Origin of the sequence: Mesobacillus maritimus, from assembly GCF_019749255.1 — a bacterium.
Lineage (GTDB): Bacteria > Bacillota > Bacilli > Bacillales > Cytobacillaceae > Mesobacillus_B > Mesobacillus_B maritimus_A.
This window is the reverse complement of sequence record NZ_JACWFH010000021.1, coordinates 85618-102534: the sequence shown is the minus strand read 5'-3', so window position 1 is coordinate 102534 and position 16917 is coordinate 85618. Positions and strand designations below refer to the sequence as shown.

General features: G+C 40.4%; 15 protein-coding genes and 1 riboswitch. Of the genes, 4 read left to right on the top strand and 11 right to left on the bottom strand.

Annotation, left to right across the window (positions count from 1 at the left end; translation table 11 throughout):
• Nucleotides 1–109 precede the first annotated feature (109 nt).
• The 4 genes from H0185_RS16240 to glmS form a co-directional block, all read right to left on the bottom strand.
• Nucleotides 110–1111, bottom strand: a complete 1002-nt coding sequence (locus H0185_RS16240) for an anti-sigma factor (protein ID WP_221874558.1) — start codon at nucleotides 1109–1111, stop codon at nucleotides 110–112.
• Nucleotides 1095–1640, bottom strand: a complete 546-nt coding sequence (locus H0185_RS16235) for a sigma-70 family RNA polymerase sigma factor (RefSeq protein WP_221874557.1) — start codon at nucleotides 1638–1640, stop codon at nucleotides 1095–1097. Before H0185_RS16235 ends, H0185_RS16240 begins: the two co-directional genes overlap by 17 nt.
• 201 nt (nucleotides 1641–1841) lie before the next feature.
• Nucleotides 1842–3203 carry a branched-chain amino acid transport system II carrier protein gene (gene brnQ / locus H0185_RS16230; RefSeq protein ID WP_221874556.1) on the bottom strand — a complete coding sequence of 454 codons (1362 nt, stop codon included), beginning with the start codon at nucleotides 3201–3203 and terminating at the stop codon, nucleotides 1842–1844.
• Nucleotides 3204–3442: 239 nt separating this feature from the next.
• A complete protein-coding gene (gene glmS / locus H0185_RS16225; protein ID WP_221874555.1) occupies nucleotides 3443–5245 on the bottom strand; it encodes a glutamine--fructose-6-phosphate transaminase (isomerizing) in 1803 nt (600 codons plus the stop codon).
• Between the two features lie 1234 nt (nucleotides 5246–6479).
• Between glmS and H0185_RS16220 the strand changes: the two genes are divergently transcribed.
• On the top strand, nucleotides 6480–7649 hold the full coding sequence (locus H0185_RS16220) for a pyridoxal-phosphate-dependent aminotransferase family protein (protein ID WP_221874554.1): 1170 nt from the start codon (nucleotides 6480–6482) through the stop codon (nucleotides 7647–7649).
• 142 nt (nucleotides 7650–7791) lie between these two features.
• Here the strand turns inward: H0185_RS16220 and H0185_RS16215 are convergent, their stop codons facing one another.
• From H0185_RS16215 to H0185_RS16185, 7 genes are all read right to left on the bottom strand, one after another.
• Entirely contained in the window at nucleotides 7792–9306 is a 1515-nt protein-coding gene (locus tag H0185_RS16215; protein WP_221874553.1) for a sodium:solute symporter family protein, read from the bottom strand.
• Nucleotide 9307: 1 nt separating this feature from the next.
• Entirely contained in the window at nucleotides 9308–9490 is a 183-nt protein-coding gene (locus tag H0185_RS16210; RefSeq protein ID WP_221874552.1) for a hypothetical protein, read from the bottom strand.
• Nucleotides 9491–9652: 162 nt separating this feature from the next.
• Entirely contained in the window at nucleotides 9653–10408 is a 756-nt protein-coding gene (locus H0185_RS16205) for a MerR family transcriptional regulator (RefSeq protein WP_221874551.1), read from the bottom strand.
• Nucleotides 10409–10516: 108 nt separating this feature from the next.
• Entirely contained in the window at nucleotides 10517–11167 is a 651-nt protein-coding gene (locus H0185_RS16200) for a hypothetical protein (protein ID WP_221874550.1), read from the bottom strand.
• A gap of 142 nt (nucleotides 11168–11309) precedes the next feature.
• A complete protein-coding gene (locus H0185_RS16195) occupies nucleotides 11310–13559 on the bottom strand; it encodes a carboxypeptidase-like regulatory domain-containing protein (protein ID WP_221874549.1) in 2250 nt (749 codons plus the stop codon).
• Nucleotides 13549–13875 carry a hypothetical protein gene (locus tag H0185_RS16190; protein ID WP_221874548.1) on the bottom strand — a complete coding sequence of 109 codons (327 nt, stop codon included), beginning with the start codon at nucleotides 13873–13875 and terminating at the stop codon, nucleotides 13549–13551. Before H0185_RS16190 ends, H0185_RS16195 begins: the two co-directional genes overlap by 11 nt.
• Nucleotides 13835–14416 (bottom strand): RNA polymerase sigma factor, encoded by a 582-nt coding sequence (locus H0185_RS16185; RefSeq protein WP_221874547.1) that lies wholly within the window; start codon nucleotides 14414–14416, stop codon nucleotides 13835–13837. Before H0185_RS16185 ends, H0185_RS16190 begins: the two co-directional genes overlap by 41 nt.
• Before the next feature lie 261 nt (nucleotides 14417–14677).
• Nucleotides 14678–14754, top strand: a riboswitch (glycine riboswitch).
• A 90-nt stretch (nucleotides 14755–14844) separates the two neighbouring features.
• Here H0185_RS16185 and H0185_RS16180 point away from each other — a divergent pair.
• The 3 genes from H0185_RS16180 to H0185_RS16170 all read left to right on the top strand — a co-directional run bounded on the left by H0185_RS16180 (nucleotide 14845) and on the right by H0185_RS16170 (nucleotide 16885).
• Nucleotides 14845–15120, top strand: coding sequence for an ACT domain-containing protein (locus tag H0185_RS16180; RefSeq protein ID WP_221874546.1), 276 nt, complete (start codon nucleotides 14845–14847; stop codon nucleotides 15118–15120).
• A gap of 17 nt (nucleotides 15121–15137) precedes the next feature.
• Nucleotides 15138–16499, top strand: a complete 1362-nt coding sequence (locus tag H0185_RS16175; protein WP_221874545.1) for a PFL family protein — start codon at nucleotides 15138–15140, stop codon at nucleotides 16497–16499.
• 92 nt (nucleotides 16500–16591) lie between these two features.
• On the top strand, nucleotides 16592–16885 hold the full coding sequence (locus tag H0185_RS16170; RefSeq protein ID WP_221874544.1) for a hypothetical protein: 294 nt from the start codon (nucleotides 16592–16594) through the stop codon (nucleotides 16883–16885).
• Nucleotides 16886–16917: the final 32 nt, after the last annotated feature.

Genomic DNA, 16917 nt, shown 5'->3' with positions numbered 1-16917 from the left:
TCCGAACTGCACCTTGGTTCGGACTCAACTTTGTCTTTGCCAGCTCTTCCTGTCCGAACTTCACCTTGGTTCGGACTCAACTTATACCTGACCCTTAATTATCAGCATCTCATTCCCAATTCCAATAACCCATTTCCCCAAGTTGAGCGCCTCTTATATTCTCTACCTTTTTAAGCTTTAAAAGCTCCTTTACTGGGCCAGTTACGACAGCTCCATAAACGGTGAATTCATTGTTTTTTAAATAGTGATAACGCTCCTCAAGCTTATGCAGCCCTAAAAAGGTTTCGATGTAACTATTAGACTCTTCTTCTAATAGGGTCTTCATATTTTCGAGCATCATCTGTTTACTATCTGCAAGAAGATCTTCATCTAGATATTGAATTTTCCCTTCAGACATATAATCGTTACTAATCTCTCTGCCACCGGACAATCCAAAGATATTCTGAATCGATAAGTGACTACCGCCTCCTCCATAACTGGTTGGCTCAAACTCTTTAAATTCTCCAGTGTAAAGCGGGGCCCACAAAAGGTCTAGGTCATAAGGTTCTAACAACTCTAGTAGCTCCTCCGCCGTCATGAATTCAGAAGTGGAAAAGCCTAGCTCTGCGACTGTTCCTTCATGGATTTTCTCCAACTGTTCCCAGACCCGTTCGTCATCCTCTGCTCCCAAGGGTTCACCTGATTTAGGATGTTCTGGGAGGAAAAAGCGATACTTATTCCCTTTATCATGCTGGTAAAAATTAATTTTAGTGGTCGAAAACATATTCAAGAGGGTTTTCTTTATCTCCATTTCACCTACAACTTTAGGCTCTTTTCCGACCATTCGAGAGACAGGATAAGATATTTTCTGAGTTAAAAAGGGGGTTATTTCACTTTGGATGATTTCCCCAAACTCCTCATCTAAATTTGGGTTCGTCCAATCCATTGCTAATTTACTATAATAGGCGTGCTTTTTATCGAGATGAAGTGCATTATAGCTAATTGTGACAACAAACATATAGACCCAAAAAAGAAATAAACATGCAACCAATACTCTAATGACCCTTACAGTTAACGTAAAACGATACTTAAACATTATTTTCTTTTCTTTCTCCTTATTCCATTCCTCCATGATCATTTTTCCATCCTTTCTTTTCAGCTAGCTGCGACAACCTTTTCCTTGCACGGTGCAGGGTCACTTTGACTTGATTCTCCGTCATATCTAGTGCTTCCTGAATTTCCAAATAACTAAAGGATTCATATTCCCGCAGATACAATATGGTTCGGTATTGTTCTGGTAAATACTCTAAAAGGTCTTTTACATCTGCTTTCGTCTCTTCCTCAATTGCCTCTTTCTCCGGCGATCCATACGGGCTAATCATATCTTTCTTCGAAAAAATATAATCAGCAAATGGCATCCATTTCCTCTTTTGTCGCCGCCTCCACTCATCCAAATAAGCATTTCTAGCAACCTTAAACAACCAGGCCCGGGCTTCCTCCTGTTGGTAATAAGGCAATGAAACGGTTGCTCGGACAAAAGTCTCCTGTGTTAAGTCCTCCGCTAAATGAGGCGATCCGGACATTTTCAGAAGAAAATAATACAGAGGTTTTGCATAATTTCGATATAGGTCCTCCAGTTTGTCTTTATGTCCATAATCCATTCTTCTGCCCCTTTTTTAAATCTCACAATGATAACGAAACAAACTCCAATATGTTACAGTAGTTTATGATTTTTTTTATAGAAATAAAAAATGAGCCACTCCAGAATCCTCGCTCCTAGCATAGAGGAAGTTCTGAAAAACTTCTCACTATAATAGAAGAGGAAACATAAAGTGGCTCATTTTATATCTTGTCTAAAATGATTATGCCTTCACAGATGAAAGACTAACCATTCGCGAGATTAAGGTAGATAAGATGATTGCGATTAAGGCTGGAATTAGCCACCCTAGTCCTTGGTTATAGAATGGGAGGATTTGTTCATAGACATTAATCACGGAAGTCATCCAATTAAAGTATTCAATTTCCAAAGATTCACATAGGGTCTTTAAACCGTCAATAATACTAACAAGGAACGTAACCGCAATGGTCGCAACATACACAACTCTAGCATGATTAAACATTGGTGATAAAAAGGCTAAAAGCATAATAACAATGGCAAGTGGATATAGGAACATCAGAACTGGTATTGAAAAGGTGATGATATTTGCTAGCCCAAAGTTAGCAATAACAAAGGTCACGACCGTAAAGAAAATGACAAGTGTTTTATAGCTAAATTTAGGAAGCAATGTATGAAAATACTCAGCACAAGAAATCGTTAGGCCAATCGCTGTTGTTAGGCAGGCCAGTATGATCATCAATGCTAAAAAGATTGAACCAATTGTTCCAAAGTAATAGGAAACGGCACTGCTTAAAACCGGTCCGCCTGTCGCCGCAATCCCAATCACCTCTACACTTGTTGCACCTAGATAGGCAATTCCTACATAAATCGCTCCGAGTAGCGTAATGGCAACTGCACCTGACTTCGCTGTAGATACAAGGATTCCTTTATTTGAAGTAACCCCCATCCCTCGAATGGCTTTAATGACAATAATTCCAAATACAAGAGAGGCTAAGGCGTCCATTGTGTTATATCCCTCAAGAAATCCTTTCACGAAAGCACCACTCTGGTAACCTTCTTGCGGGCCCTGAATGTCTCCCATAGGGTTGATGATAACCACCAACAAGAGAATGGCAATTAACCCTACTAGCCCCGGGGCCAAGACTTTCCCCACATGATCAACGATTTTAGCAGGGTTCAAAGAAAATAAAAGCGTGATTCCAAAGAAGATAAGGGTGAAAATGATCAACCCAATAGATTGCATCCCTTTACTAATAAACGGAGAGATTCCAACCTCATAGGCAACTGTTCCTGTACGTGGTGCCGCAAAGAATGGACCGATTGTTAAATAAAGTAGCGACGTGAAAAAGATTCCGTAAATCGGGTGAACTCTGCTAGAAAGTTCTTGTAAATCACGACTGCCTGAATAGCTCATAGCTAATATGCCTAGGAGTGGCAAGCCAACGCCTGTAATTAAAAATCCAGTTATGGCTGGCCATAGATTCTCGCCTGCATTTTGACCTAATTGTGCCGGGAAGATGAGATTTCCGGCTCCAAAAAACAAAGCAAATAGCATGACTCCAATCGTGGCATAAGCTGAGAAGGATAACTTTTTTTCATGATTCATTCTTTATTCCCCCATATGTTGCAGCAATTTACATATTTTTATAATTGCTAGAATATTTTATCAATATAGTGATTTACTTATCATAATACCTTATGATACAAAAAGCAACAAGAATCGACAAAATTCTATTGGTAAAACTTTCAACAACAACTATCTCTACAAGTAAAAAATCCGAAGGTTTGAACCTGTGCTCAGATTCACCTTCGGATTTAAGTTTTTGTTATATACCAATCTCAGACTTACTCTACTGTAACGGATTTTGCCAAGTTTCTTGGCTTATCAACGTCACAATCACGGTGCAGTGCCGCATAGTAAGAGATCAACTGCACTGGTACAACAGAGATAAGGGGTGTTAATAGCTCATGCACTTCAGGAATCACGAAGCGGTCATCTTCCATGTTCAATCCATCCATTGAAATAATACATGGATTTGCACCACGGGCCACTACTTCTTTTACGTTTCCACGAATGCTTAAGTTTACAAACTTCTGCGTTGCAAGTGCAATGACAGGAGTTCCTTCTTCAATCAAAGCAATTGTTCCATGCTTTAATTCTCCACCAGCAAAACCTTCTGCTTGGATGTAAGAGATTTCTTTTAATTTCAAGGCACCTTCAAGACCTACATAGAAATCAATTCCACGGCCAATAAAGAAACAGTTGCGTGTAGTAGACAGATACTCGTGAGCAATCATTTCAAAATCTTCTTTAGAATCACGAAGTACTTCCATTGCATTGGCAACAATTCCAAGTTCCTGTACAAGGTTAAATGGAACTTCCATCGCTCGGCTCTTTGCAGTTACTTCAGCTAAAATAGCTAAAACGGCAAGCTGAGCTGTATAGGCCTTCGTTGATGCAACGGCAATTTCTGGACCAGCGTAAAGAAGCATTGTATGGTCAGCTTCACGAGATAACGTAGAACCTGGAACATTTGTAATCGTTAATGATTTATGCCCCATTTCTTTGACTTGAACAAGAACTTGGCGGCTATCCGCAGTTTCCCCACTTTGGGAAATAAAGATAAACAACGGCTTTTTAGATAAAAGTGGCATATTGTAGCCGAATTCACTAGAAATATGCACTTCCACTGGAATTTGAGCCATTCTTTCAATAAACTGCTTTCCAACAAGTCCGGCGTGATATGAAGTTCCGGCAGCAATAATGTAGATACGATCAGCGTCATTCATCGCTGTGACAATATCTGAATCAATCTCAAGCTCGCCATTTTCATCCTGATAGTTTTGGATAATTTTACGCATAACTGCTGGCTGCTCATCAATTTCCTTCAGCATATAGTGTGGGTAAGTTCCCTTTTCAATATCGCTTGCATCAAGTTCAGCAGTATATGGTTCACGGTTAATGACTTCACCATCAAGATTTTTAATTGTAACTTCTTCTTTCTTGACGATAACCATTTCTTTATCCATTAACTCAACATACTTATCGGTAACTTGAAGCATCGCCATCGCATCACTAGCCACTACGTTAAAGCCAAAGCCAAGTCCTACAAGCAGTGGGCTTTTATTTTTTGCAACATAAATGGTTTCTTTATCTTGTTCATCGATAAGAGCAAGTGCATAAGACCCGTGTAAAAGAGTCAACGTTTTACGAAACGCATCTTCTACCTGAAGTCCTTCGTTTGCAAAAAGTTCAACCAATTGTACGATCACTTCTGTATCGGTTTCACTTTTCATCTCAACATTTTGCAAATACTCACGCTTAAGGATGTCATAATTTTCAATTACTCCATTATGAACAAGCGTAAATCGTTCAGAAGCACTTTGATGTGGATGTGAGTTTGTTCTGCTTGGTACCCCGTGGGTTGCCCAACGTGTATGCCCAATTCCAGTTTGCGCTTCTACTTTAGGATCTACTGCTTCTCGCAAGTCGGCAATACGGCCTTTTTCTTTAAAAATTTGAACACCGTCATTATTAATAACTGCAATACCTGCAGAATCATAGCCACGATATTCAAGTTTTTCTAGACCTTTTAATAAAATTTCTTTCGAATCGTTATATCCAATATATCCAACAATACCACACATAAACTTCGTTCCTCCCTGAAGGATAGGGGGCAAGAAGCCGGGGGCAACTTGCCCCCTTATCTCTGTAAAATAAGTGGTTAGATTTTATCCAACCTATCTAATTGTTAGCATTCCCTACTCTTTGTGCATTAAGTTGCCTTAATGTTTTAAAGTAGGAATCGCGGCTGTGCTCTTCAGCCGGGAGGCATCCGCCGAAAAATCGATAAACCTCCACCTCGTCAACTAACCCTTTTTTCCGTCCAGAGTTAGTCCTGGCGCTTTTAGATGAACCTAATTTTCCTTCCCACCTTTCCTATAAATGTAAAACAGGATTATCATACATGAGGATAAGCAATCCGTCAACATCTTATAACGTTTTTCCCTCACTCTTATTCATATGCTTCGGCGGTTCGGATTGTTCAGTAATAGGATATGGGCACCCCATTGGATTGTGCTTTGGAAATTTTAAACAATCGCGGGTTCCGTCAATGTGACAGTTCTCTGATTTCAACTGCAGTTTTGGCACATTGAACTCTTCATCGTGACCGTTTCTCTGATTTCAACTGCAGTTTGGGCACATTGAACCCTTCATCGTGACCGTTTCTCTCATTTCAAATGCTGGTTGGGCACATTGATCCCTTCATCGTGACCGTTTCTCTCATTTCGAATGCAGTTTGGGCACATTGAATCCTTCATCGTGACCGTTTCTCTGTTTCAAATGCAGGTTGGGCACATTGAGCCCTTCATCGTGACCGTTTCTCTCATTTCGAATGCAGTTTGGGCACATTGAATCCTTCATCGTGACCGTTTCTCTCATTTCAACTGCAGGTTGGGCACATTGAACCCTTCATTGTGACCGTTTCTCTCATTTCAAATGCTGGTTGGGCACATTGAACCCTTCATTGTGACCGTTTCTCTCATTTCAAATGCTGGTTGGGCACATTGAACTCTTCATCATGACAGTATTTCTCATTTCGAATTCAGTTTTGTCACATTGAACTCTTCCTCGTAGCCGTTTCTCTGATTTCAACTGCTTTTGAGTCACATTGAACCCTTCATCGTGACCGTTTCTCTCATTTCGCAACCAGTTTAGCCACATAAAACAAAAAAACATCAATATGAACACTACATTATCAAAAAACAACGAATAATGTAAAAAGTTTGATAAAAGTAATTGAGATTTAAATGATATTTTTATGTAAAATAGAAGATAGAATTGTAAAAATATTTCAAGAATGGTTAGGGGATGGTTGGATTGCGTAACAAGGAAATGCTACTTATACCTGGACCAACGCCGGTAGTAGACTCAATCTATGATGCTTTAGGACAAGAAACTAGAAGCCATACCGATGCACGATTTGCTGCTATTTATCGGAATGCCATCGAAAAAACGAAGGAAATGTTCCAAACCGATGGCGAAGTGTTTGTGATTTCAGGGTCTGGAACGCTTTCGATGGAAATGGCTCTTCTAAACACAGTTGCCGTTGGGGAAAAGATTCTCGTCATCAGCCAGGGCTTTTTTGGAGATCGCTTTGTTAAGCTAAGTGAAGCCTTCGGAATCCAAGTGGAAGTCATTCAATCTGAATGGGGCAAACAAGTTAATCCAATTGAAGTGGAAGAAAAACTCGCTGAAGGACAATTTAAAGCAGTTACCCTCACACATGCGGATACATCAACAGGAGTTGCCGCTGATTTAGAGACACTAGTGCCGATCATAAAAAAGTACGATGCACTTGTGATTCTTGATGGGGTTTGTGCTACGGCAGCCATGGAAGAAAATATGAGCAGAACCTATGGCAGTGAAGAAGCTAAGATTGATGTGATTTTAACAGGGTCTCAAAAAGCAATTGGGGTACCTCCTGGTCTTGCAATTGTTGCTTTTAACCAAACAGCCTTAGAGGCAAGAAAACAACTAGAGCGTATCCCCGCTTATTATAGTGATATTTATAATTGGATTCCGATTATGCATGATCCTCAAAAGTACTTTGCTACCCCTCCTGTAAATCTCATCTATGCCTACGAGGAAGGAATGCGCTTAGTCCTTAAAGAGGGCATGGAAAACCGTTATAAGCGTCATGCTGCATATGGAAAAGCTGTACGAGCAGCCCTAAACGTTTATGGAATGAAAGCGTTAGCAGAAGAAGATGCTGCCGCTGCAACCTTAAGCTGTATTTTATACCCTGAAGGACTTGATGACGTTGCTTTCCGCGCTGCCCTCGCCAAAAAGGGTGTCATTGTTGCTGGAGCCTTGGCCCATTTAGCGGGTAAAGCCTTCCGGATTGGACATATGGGAAATACAACCGAAGAGATGCTAGAAAAAGCAGTTGCCCTTATTGGTGAAACCCTAATTGAATTAGGATACCATGTTGAAATTGAACAGGCGGTCGAGAAGTTTAACGAAATCGCTTATGCGCGCATCTGTTAATTCCTTTGTACCATGAATATTAGCTAAGTTGAAGCAACGAACAGTTCGACTTGATTCTAATAAAAGAACGGCAATCCTAGTATACATGTGGATAGCCGTTCTTTTTGTATTATGAGTAGTGTTCGGTTAGAGCAAAGTGCTTTTAATATCCTTTATTGACAGTTTCACGGTTTGCGTTTTTGGAGGACTTTAGACTCTTTTTCATTTCTGTATTGATATAGGTTACAAATTCCTCTGCCTTTTCAACTGGAGGTTTTGTCAGTAAGCTCACCCCAACAAATAATAGTGTTGAAACCAATAATCCCCAAACACCCGAACCTAGCCCATATGGCTTGAGCGTGGACAATTCAAGCATAAGAACTAATAGCCCACTAACAGCTACACTGGTGATGACTCCTGTAGCTGTTCCTCTTTTCCAAAAGAACGTTCCGATAATCGCTGGTACCGTTACAGTCAAACCAGCGGATGAAGCGACCGATAAAACTGCAATTAAGTCTAGTTGCAATTCAGCAAAAGCAAAGGCCATGATGGCAATAATCGGCATGACGAACTTTCCAATAGCTAACTGTCGACTCTCGCTCACATTTGGTTTCATATTTCCGTAAACATCCCTTGCAAAGAGAGACGCGAGTGTCAATAAGATTGAGTCTATCGTAGAGATGGCTGCTGCTATAATTGCAACCATGACGATAATCCCTAGAACCGGGGGAACAAACTCCGAAGATAATAAACTTGGTGTCGCCACATCCGGATTTTCAAGCCCAGGAAACATGATAACTGCTGAGAATCCCCATAAAACAGAAACTAAGGTGTAGACTAGTCCAAATCCTAAGAATCCTAATAGCATCCCTCTTAAACTTTTTAGAGAGGAAGGCATGAACATCCTTTGACTCACTTGTGGATTTGAAAGACTAAAGAATAACCATGGAACCGTCATCGATAAAAACGTTGCAAAACTCCAGTATCCATTCCCTGGTACCGTTAAAGAATCTGGATAATTTGCTTCCAACGAACCAAAAAAGCCACTAAAGCCACCTAAACCTTGAATTATGAGTAAAACAACGACAGTAGAAGCCACAATCATCATTAAAGCTTGTAGTGAATCTGTCCACATAACAGAGCGAATTCCAGCTATAAATGAAAATAGAATTGCTAATACGGTGGCAATAATGACGCCGGTTGTGAAGGAAATCCCCCCGTTTGTCATCCCCTCCACTAAGTATCCTACCCCCGCTAATTGAACCGCACTATAAGGGATAAGGAAAATACAGGTTGAGATTGCAATTACAACTGCGACTAATTTATTATCGTAGCGGTCCCCTAGCATTTCTGACGGTGTCACATACCCATATTTATTCCCAGCTAACCAGAACCTCGGACCAAAAAAGGCAACTAAGGTTACTCCCGCAAAATAAATAATCTCAAAACCTAACGCTCCTACTCCGCCTCGATAAGTTAGCCCAGCTAACCCCACCATCATAAACGCACTATAAGTAGTCGCACTATAACTTAAAGCTGAAACAAAACCGTTCATTTTTCGGTTCCCAAGGAAGTACCCTGACATACTGACTTCCTTTCCGCTCCGAGACAAATAGGCGATAAATAAGGAGGCAACTGTATAGATGATGATTCCCCACCAAATTAGACTATTACTCAAATTAAGACCTCCAGTCTTTTGTGATTATGAGGTTAATGATGATAATGACAAAAGCAACACCGACCCATAGCAGAAAACTCCCATACCAATTTGCCACGTTTGTCAGAAATGTATAGGGAATAATATAAGCAAGTAAGATGACAATACAACTTACCACTCCCCAAAAGACCTCCCGTTTTCCCATTCAGATCCTCCTACACTTTTCAATATCCGTATCCTTTATTTCTTCCAAGATATGCTTATTTTAATAGTCTCAAGGAAATTTATCAAAAATAACCTTATTTTCTTTTAAAAAAATCCTACCAATTAGGTTCGGTAGGATCTCTCAAATACAATTTAATAGGAGTCATTTTGTATAAATAAGGATTGCATCTCGTAGGAACTCTGCTGTTCCAGGTTGTTCTTTGTCATAATAAGCCGTAAAGCGTTCGTCGGCCACATACATTTGCGCAAGTCCCGCATGTGCTTCCTTGCTGTACTCTTTCCAATAAAAGCAAAGCCATTGTTTATGAAGGTCAGCCGCCTTTTGAGCCAATTCACCCGCAGGGTCACCTGTCGCAAACGCCTTTGCTAGCGTTTCTTTCACTTCTTCCTCTAGATTTGTCACTTTCTCATAATCTTCTTGGCTCATATTCATGAGCTTCGCATTCGATTGGTCCACTGCGTCGTCACCATATAAATCACGCGCTTCTTTCCCATATTTCTTTTCATTTTCTTCAACCATTTTCTTCTTAAAGCCTTTAAATTTCTCTTGATCCGACATTTCGATTCTCCCCTCTGTTGATGCAATTGATTTTTCTACATTCGCAATTAAAACATCTAACTGCTCCCGCTTCGCAATAAGTTCTTGCATATGCTCTTTAAGTGCCTTTGTCTCGTCAAAGGTTGGAGCTGTGACAATGTTTTTTATTTTATCTAAGCCTATATCCAATTCCCTGTAAAATAGAATTTGTTGGAGTCGATTTACCTCTGCTTGCCCATAGATTCGATAGCCAGATGAATTTACTCTAGCAGGTTTTAATAGCCCGATCTCATCGTAATAGCGTAAAGTTCGAGTACTAACACCGGCTAAACTTGCGAGTTTTTGTACGGTATATTCCATCCGCTCACCTCCTTAATTCAACGATAAACGTTGACGTTGCGTGAAGGTCAAGAATTTTTTTATCTCTTGGTATGTTTGTTCTAAATTTTTATTGAGTGTTGTGCCTTCTTATGTAGACGTATCCTGAAAACGTTTGGTTGCTATTAATGAAATCATTAATACTAATTCAGTTCCATTCATGATTGCGCCACTAGCAACATGCTTAAAGAGGGCACTTCCGCCCCCCATAGCAAGAATTCCAATCAATAGCCATGGCCATTTTTGCTTCCACCAAATCATGACTGATGAAATTAGTAATGTTAGCGTTACAACAATCACCATGACAGGAGCGCCCATTTCTTTTCCTCGGTAGCACAGAACACCGTATTCTTTCTTTGCCTCAAGTTCCAGTCCTATTAATTGTGTGAAAACTTCAAGCGAAATGAGAACGATGACGATTAATAAAGCCAAGAATCCTACCTTCCTGTTAGTGGCCCAATGAACTTTTGCTCTTTTAATCACATTCCATGCAAATAGAACCAGCATCGGAGTAAATAATGCATGAAGCCAATAACGAGCAAAATTTAAATTTTTAAGCACTGCTCCTTCACCAATCGTACTTCCACTAGCTAAAATGCCATTTTCATAAATCAACGCCGCAATCACCAATAAAAGGACATTCGCACTCGACATCCATCCATATAAGTTCGCCATTCGTACTCCCCAAAACAACAAAATCAAATAAGCCAAAACATAAAAAATAAATAAAATTGTATCCACGTAGCCATCACCACCTAAGCTTAGTATTTCCAAACCTTTAGCAGTGACTCCTTTGTGGTGACCTCCTTTGGGTGACAGGCACCATCCAGTAATTGGAATTACCCATTCTCGCAAAAAAGAACGGCCTACTCGGGCCGCTCGTTTAGTTTATTTCTATTAATCCTTGGATAAAATTTTTCAATTGAATTTTATCAGTCGCTTCTATCCATTGGTTTAGACTCTCATGATTTTCGTTAAAGTACAGTTCTAGTGCATGTTTAAGGTCTTGGTCATAATCAGTAAATTCCTTTTTCTCTGTGATCATTTTCCCAATCATTCCGTACCAGTCCCGACTTTCAAAGCCCCTTTCTGGATACATCTTTGCAAGCCCCCGAGCAGAATCATATGATCCATCTGCATCTGTATACAATTCCACAGCAAGCCAATTGCCGACAAAGCGATTCTCATTATCTAATTCCATTGCCTGCTGAAAAGTTTGCTTTGCTTCAGCCAGTTTTCCTTGTTTCATTAACGCAGTCGCATGTAGACCGAGAGCGTATTCTGATGGAGCATCACCAGCAGCATCCATATATCGCTTATACCAAGAATCATATTCTTTCCATTCACGTCTCTTATGGTAATAGTCCGCTAGTTCAAACATGGTATTTGCGTCTTCCGAAACCTCAGCCCACTTGATTAGATAAGGCAAAACTGCTTCCTCCCTCGTCTTTCCAGTTTGCATGGCTTCAATGCCCATCAATCGAACAATCATCCTTAAACTATGAAAATCCTGAGGATTCTTCGCATAGTTTTCCTTATATTTCTCAAATGCCAGCTTCACCTTTTTATCTAAAAAGAGCTTATCCGCTTCTGTCATTTTCCTTTCCTGCAGATAAAAGAAAGGTAGATTTCCAATGTTCTCTTCATCAAGCCGATATCCATTACTTTGTGTAATCATTTTTCCATCTTGACTATAAGCCTTGACCGACCATGAAAACTTATTTTCTGTATTGGTAAAAGCAAGTATCGAAACAGGATCAACGGATGACCAATCTTCTTCATCTTCAAACATGACCCCAACCTGCTGGTTGTACAGTTCTTCTAGCGGAACTGTTAATGTATTCCCTACAATGCCAGTTTTAAACAGTGTTCCTATCGAACCTGAATCAAGTTCTACGCCTAAATGAATATCGTAATAAGCAGCCCCCTCGACCGGTTCCCATTCGAACTCCATTGTGTCGGTTTTTATCGCCTCTTGGTTAACGGGCGATTGTAGCTCGAGCAAGGGATGCAAGGTGACCTCCACATACTCAGTTTCTTGCCCGTCAATTTGGATCCAATCTCCATATTCAAACGGCCATGTCCAGCCATCTATTTGGTCAAAGGTCAAACCCAAATAAAGCTGATAGCTACCTGATATGACACCTGAAAACTCAAAGTTTCCATCTTCATCTGTTAACACTTGATAAGGCTCATCCTCCAACACACTGTGGTTAACAGCCTGCTCTTGCCGTAAAAACACACCTGCATAAGGAACCGCTTTTCCATCACTACGGACAATCTTCCCTTTTACAGTTGTCACCCCGTCACTTTGCATGTCCATCGTTCTTTCAAGATACCCTTTTAAAGACTCCAGATGCTCAAGAGCCACAGGAGTACCCATATCTGGATCTTCAGGATGCTCTTGCTTTTCTTCTTCCCATTTTTGCTGATAATCCTCTAACTCAGAATTGACCAACTCATACCCCTCTTCTAATCTGCCTTCGCGAAGCATTATTTCCGCTTCTAGGCTTGCTAGCATTCCTACCGAATGAAAATTTTCTGAGGTAATCTTATCTTTTAACTCTTCAATCAGTTCTTTAGCACCTTCATAATTTGTCTGACTGATGCGTAATTTAATTCGTTCAAGTTCTAATTCTTCTTGATTAAAAGAGAACTGACTAGTTGAATAGCGCTCTGACGCTTCTTTTAATACTTCATCAGCTTTATTAAATTTACCTTCTTGCTGATAATCATGAGACAAAAGAGTAGCAGCTGTCGTTAAATATCCATCGACTGGCCCTTTGGCCAAATACTCCTTTAAATACGGCTTCTTTTCCTCCAAGGTAAAGTGAAGCCCTGGGGATTGATTATTTACTTGAGTAGAGGATGGTCCTACATACACATCAAACCGCTGTGAGCCTCCATCATCCATCATGTATTTTCGAATAATTCCCCACCTTTGATTTGGAAATAACGGCTGTTCTAAAACTTGAACAATCTTTTCTTTTCCAATCGGCTCCCCTGCAGCAAGTTGTTTTCCGCCTATATATAGTTGAGCCTGCGGCATAATAATAAATGTTGTGAGCGGAATAACTACGAGAAGTCCAACAATGATAAAAATAAGATGCTTCACTTTTAATCTAATTTTCATTGAGGACCACCGCTCTTTCTAGTTGTTCCTTCCAATAGATGTTTCCGCCAGCTTCTACTAACTCTTGGTGAGAAATGAGAGGTTGATGGTCCTTTTCATTGGTAAACGTCCATATGCCCCATGATAAAAAGATTATGGTGGTGGCAGCGAAAACAGGCATTAGAGGAATTTCAATTTCTTTATCCAAAAAGGAAGAGAGCTTATCTTTCCACGTACCATGGTTAATTCGATTGAGTACATCTTGTTGCTTTGTAAACTTCACATGTCGAAGCTCATCATCGAGCTTTTGTTTCAATTTTTCCTTTTCCTGACTCATTTCCACCTTCTCCTCTCCTTAAAATCTCTTTCAACTGAGATCTACCCCTTGTTAATCGTGACTTTATCGTATTTTCATTGACTTCTAGGAACTGAGCAATCTCATTAATTTTCATTTCATTAAAGTAATATAAAATAATCGCCTCTCGATATTTATAATCCAACGCATGAATGGCAACCGCCAATTGTTGATTTTCCATTAGATGAAGCAACTGATCTTCTGGTCCTAAAGTACCTTCATCCATCTGATAACGTTCAATCAAGTTAAAAGGGAGAAAGATATCTTTCCAGCTTCGTTTCCGTTGCTGCGACCGACAGTTGTTCACGAGGATAGAGGTCAGCCAGCTCTTTAGTTTCCCAGAATCTGCGAGCTGATGAATTTTATCAAACGCTGTAATGAACGTATCTTGAACAACTTCCTCTGCACTTTGCTTATCCTTCACTAATAAAATGGCAGTTCTCAGCAAATAATCTCCATAAAGATTCATCAGCTCCACTAAAGCAGTTTCCTCTTTCTTCTTTAATCCCTCAACAACATCCAAGCTGGCTCACCCCCCTTTTTTTGAAACCTGTACTATATAGATGCAAGCAAATAAAAAATAGTTGCAAAATAAATTTTTTATTGGTTTGGGGTGACAGGCACCATCCAGATTCTGGATGGTGCCTGTCACCTCATCGTTTTTTGTTGACCAATTCTGAAATTATTGTTAAATTATTTCATGTTAGAATCGTTTTTGGTAGACATATTTTATATTCTATAACTAAATGAGCAAGCGTTGAAGGTTATGGGTAACACTATAACTGGAGCAGCTTCTGGAGAGACCGCTGTTTGCGGCGCCGAAGGATTCACAATCTCAGGCAAAAGGACAGAAGAGTAACATCACGATTTGTTATTCTAATGCCTGATGAGATTGGAGAAAGAACCAATCTCTTTTTTATATTAAAAAAATTATTTTTCGGGGTGAATGTAATGAGTCAAAGAAGAGCAGTCGTAAGTGTAGTCGGAAAAGATCAAGTAGGTATTATCGCAAAGGTTACCACCGTCCTAGCAAACGAAAATGTGAATATTTTTGATATCAGTCAAACCATTCTACAAGACTTTTTTACCATGATGATGATTGTTGATGTAACGAATCTAGAAAACCTTGAGGCCTTGCAACAAAAATTAACTGCGCTTGGGGAACCGCTTGGTTTAACCATCAACGTTCAGCTTGAAGAAATCTTCCATGCGATGCATCGTGTTTAAAGAGAGGGGAAACTAGAATGAATATTGCCTTAAATGAAATGATGGAAACCATCCGAATGGTTCAAATGGAAAATCTAGATATCCGCACCGTCACAATGGGAATCAGCTTACGCGATTGTGCCGATTCAGATTTTGAAAAAATGAACAAAAGAGTGTACGAGAAAATTACCACCTATGCAAAAGACTTAAAAGAAACAGCTGAAAAAGCTAGCAAAGAGTTTGGGATCCCGATTATTAATAAGCGCATCGCGATCACACCAGTTGCTGAAATCCTTGGCAATGCTACTCGTGAAGAAGCGGTTCAACTTGCAAAAACGCTCGACGAGGCGGCGAAAAAACTTGGTGTTGATTTTATCGGGGGCTATTCTGCACTTGTACATAAAGGCATTACCAAAGGTGACCAAACCTTATTAGATGCACTTCCTGAGGCACTCAGTGTAACTGAGCGAGTTTGTGCCTCCATCTCTGTTGGTACCACTCGGGCTGGGATTAATATGGATGCAGTTCGACAAATGGGTATTATCATGAAGGACGCAGCAGAACGTACAAAAGACCAAAATGGACTTGCTTGTGCGAAGCTAGTTGTTTTCTGTAATCCTGTTGAAGATAACCCTTTCATGGCGGGTGCTTTCCATGGTGCTGGTGAAGGCGAAGCAGTTGTTAGTGTTGGGGTAAGTGGACCAGGTGTAGTATTGAATGCTTTGAAGAACTACCCAGACGCTGATCTTGGCGAAGTCGCAGATATCATAAAGAAAACTGCTTTTAAAATCACACGTGCTGGCGAGCTCGTTGGTCGTGAAGTCGCTAAAAGGCTAGATGTTCCTTTTGGCATTATGGATTTATCACTTGCTCCAACAAATGCACTTAACGATAGTGTTGCCGAGATTCTTGAGGAAATCGGCTTAGAGCGAGTTGGTACACACGGTACGATTGCTGCTCTAGCTCTTATGAACGATGCGGTGAAAAAAGGTGGCGCAATGGCCAGTTCTTATGTTGGCGGATTAAGCGGAGCCTTTATCCCTGTTAGCGAAGACAACGGAATGATTCGCGGCATCGAAGACAACGCCCTTACGCTTTCCAAGCTTGAAGCGATGACCTGCGTTTGCTCCGTCGGTCTAGACATGATTGCCTTAACAGGCAATGTGTCTGCTTCTACCTTGTCAGCGATTATTGCCGATGAAGCCGCAATCGGAATGATTAATAAAAAAACAACGGCTGTACGTGTCATTCCTGTTCCGGGTAAAAACGAAGGAGAAATGGTCGAATTCGGGGGCTTACTCGGTCGTGCACCAGTAATGGGCGTGAATCCATTCTCTTCTGAAAGAATGATTCGCCGTGGTGGACGTATTCCTGCGCCACTTCAATCGCTAATCAACTAATCAAGCTGTTCACCATTAACAGGTGCTTGCTACCTGTTAATGTTTCCCTCTAGCGGACATACTACGGATGACGCGAAAGGAGTGAATAAGAAGTGAACATGGATTTAACATCCATAACAGAACAAATGCCAGACTTTAGAAGTCATTTAGAAGCAAGAGAGTGGTTTAGCTCCCAATTCCCTAATCGTTTTCTTCTAAGAAGTGAAGATTCACTCGATGGGAAAAGAGTCTATTATTATCATATCGTTAAAAACCCTGAAGTCTATCAGCAGTATATGGAGAGCTTTTCTAAGACCGAAGGACATGAAATTACCAATGTAGAAACATTTGAAAGCTACTCCACCGTCGAAATAAGTGAAGACGGCAACGTAAGCTTATCCATATAACACCAGGTGACAGGCACCATCCAGTTTCTGGA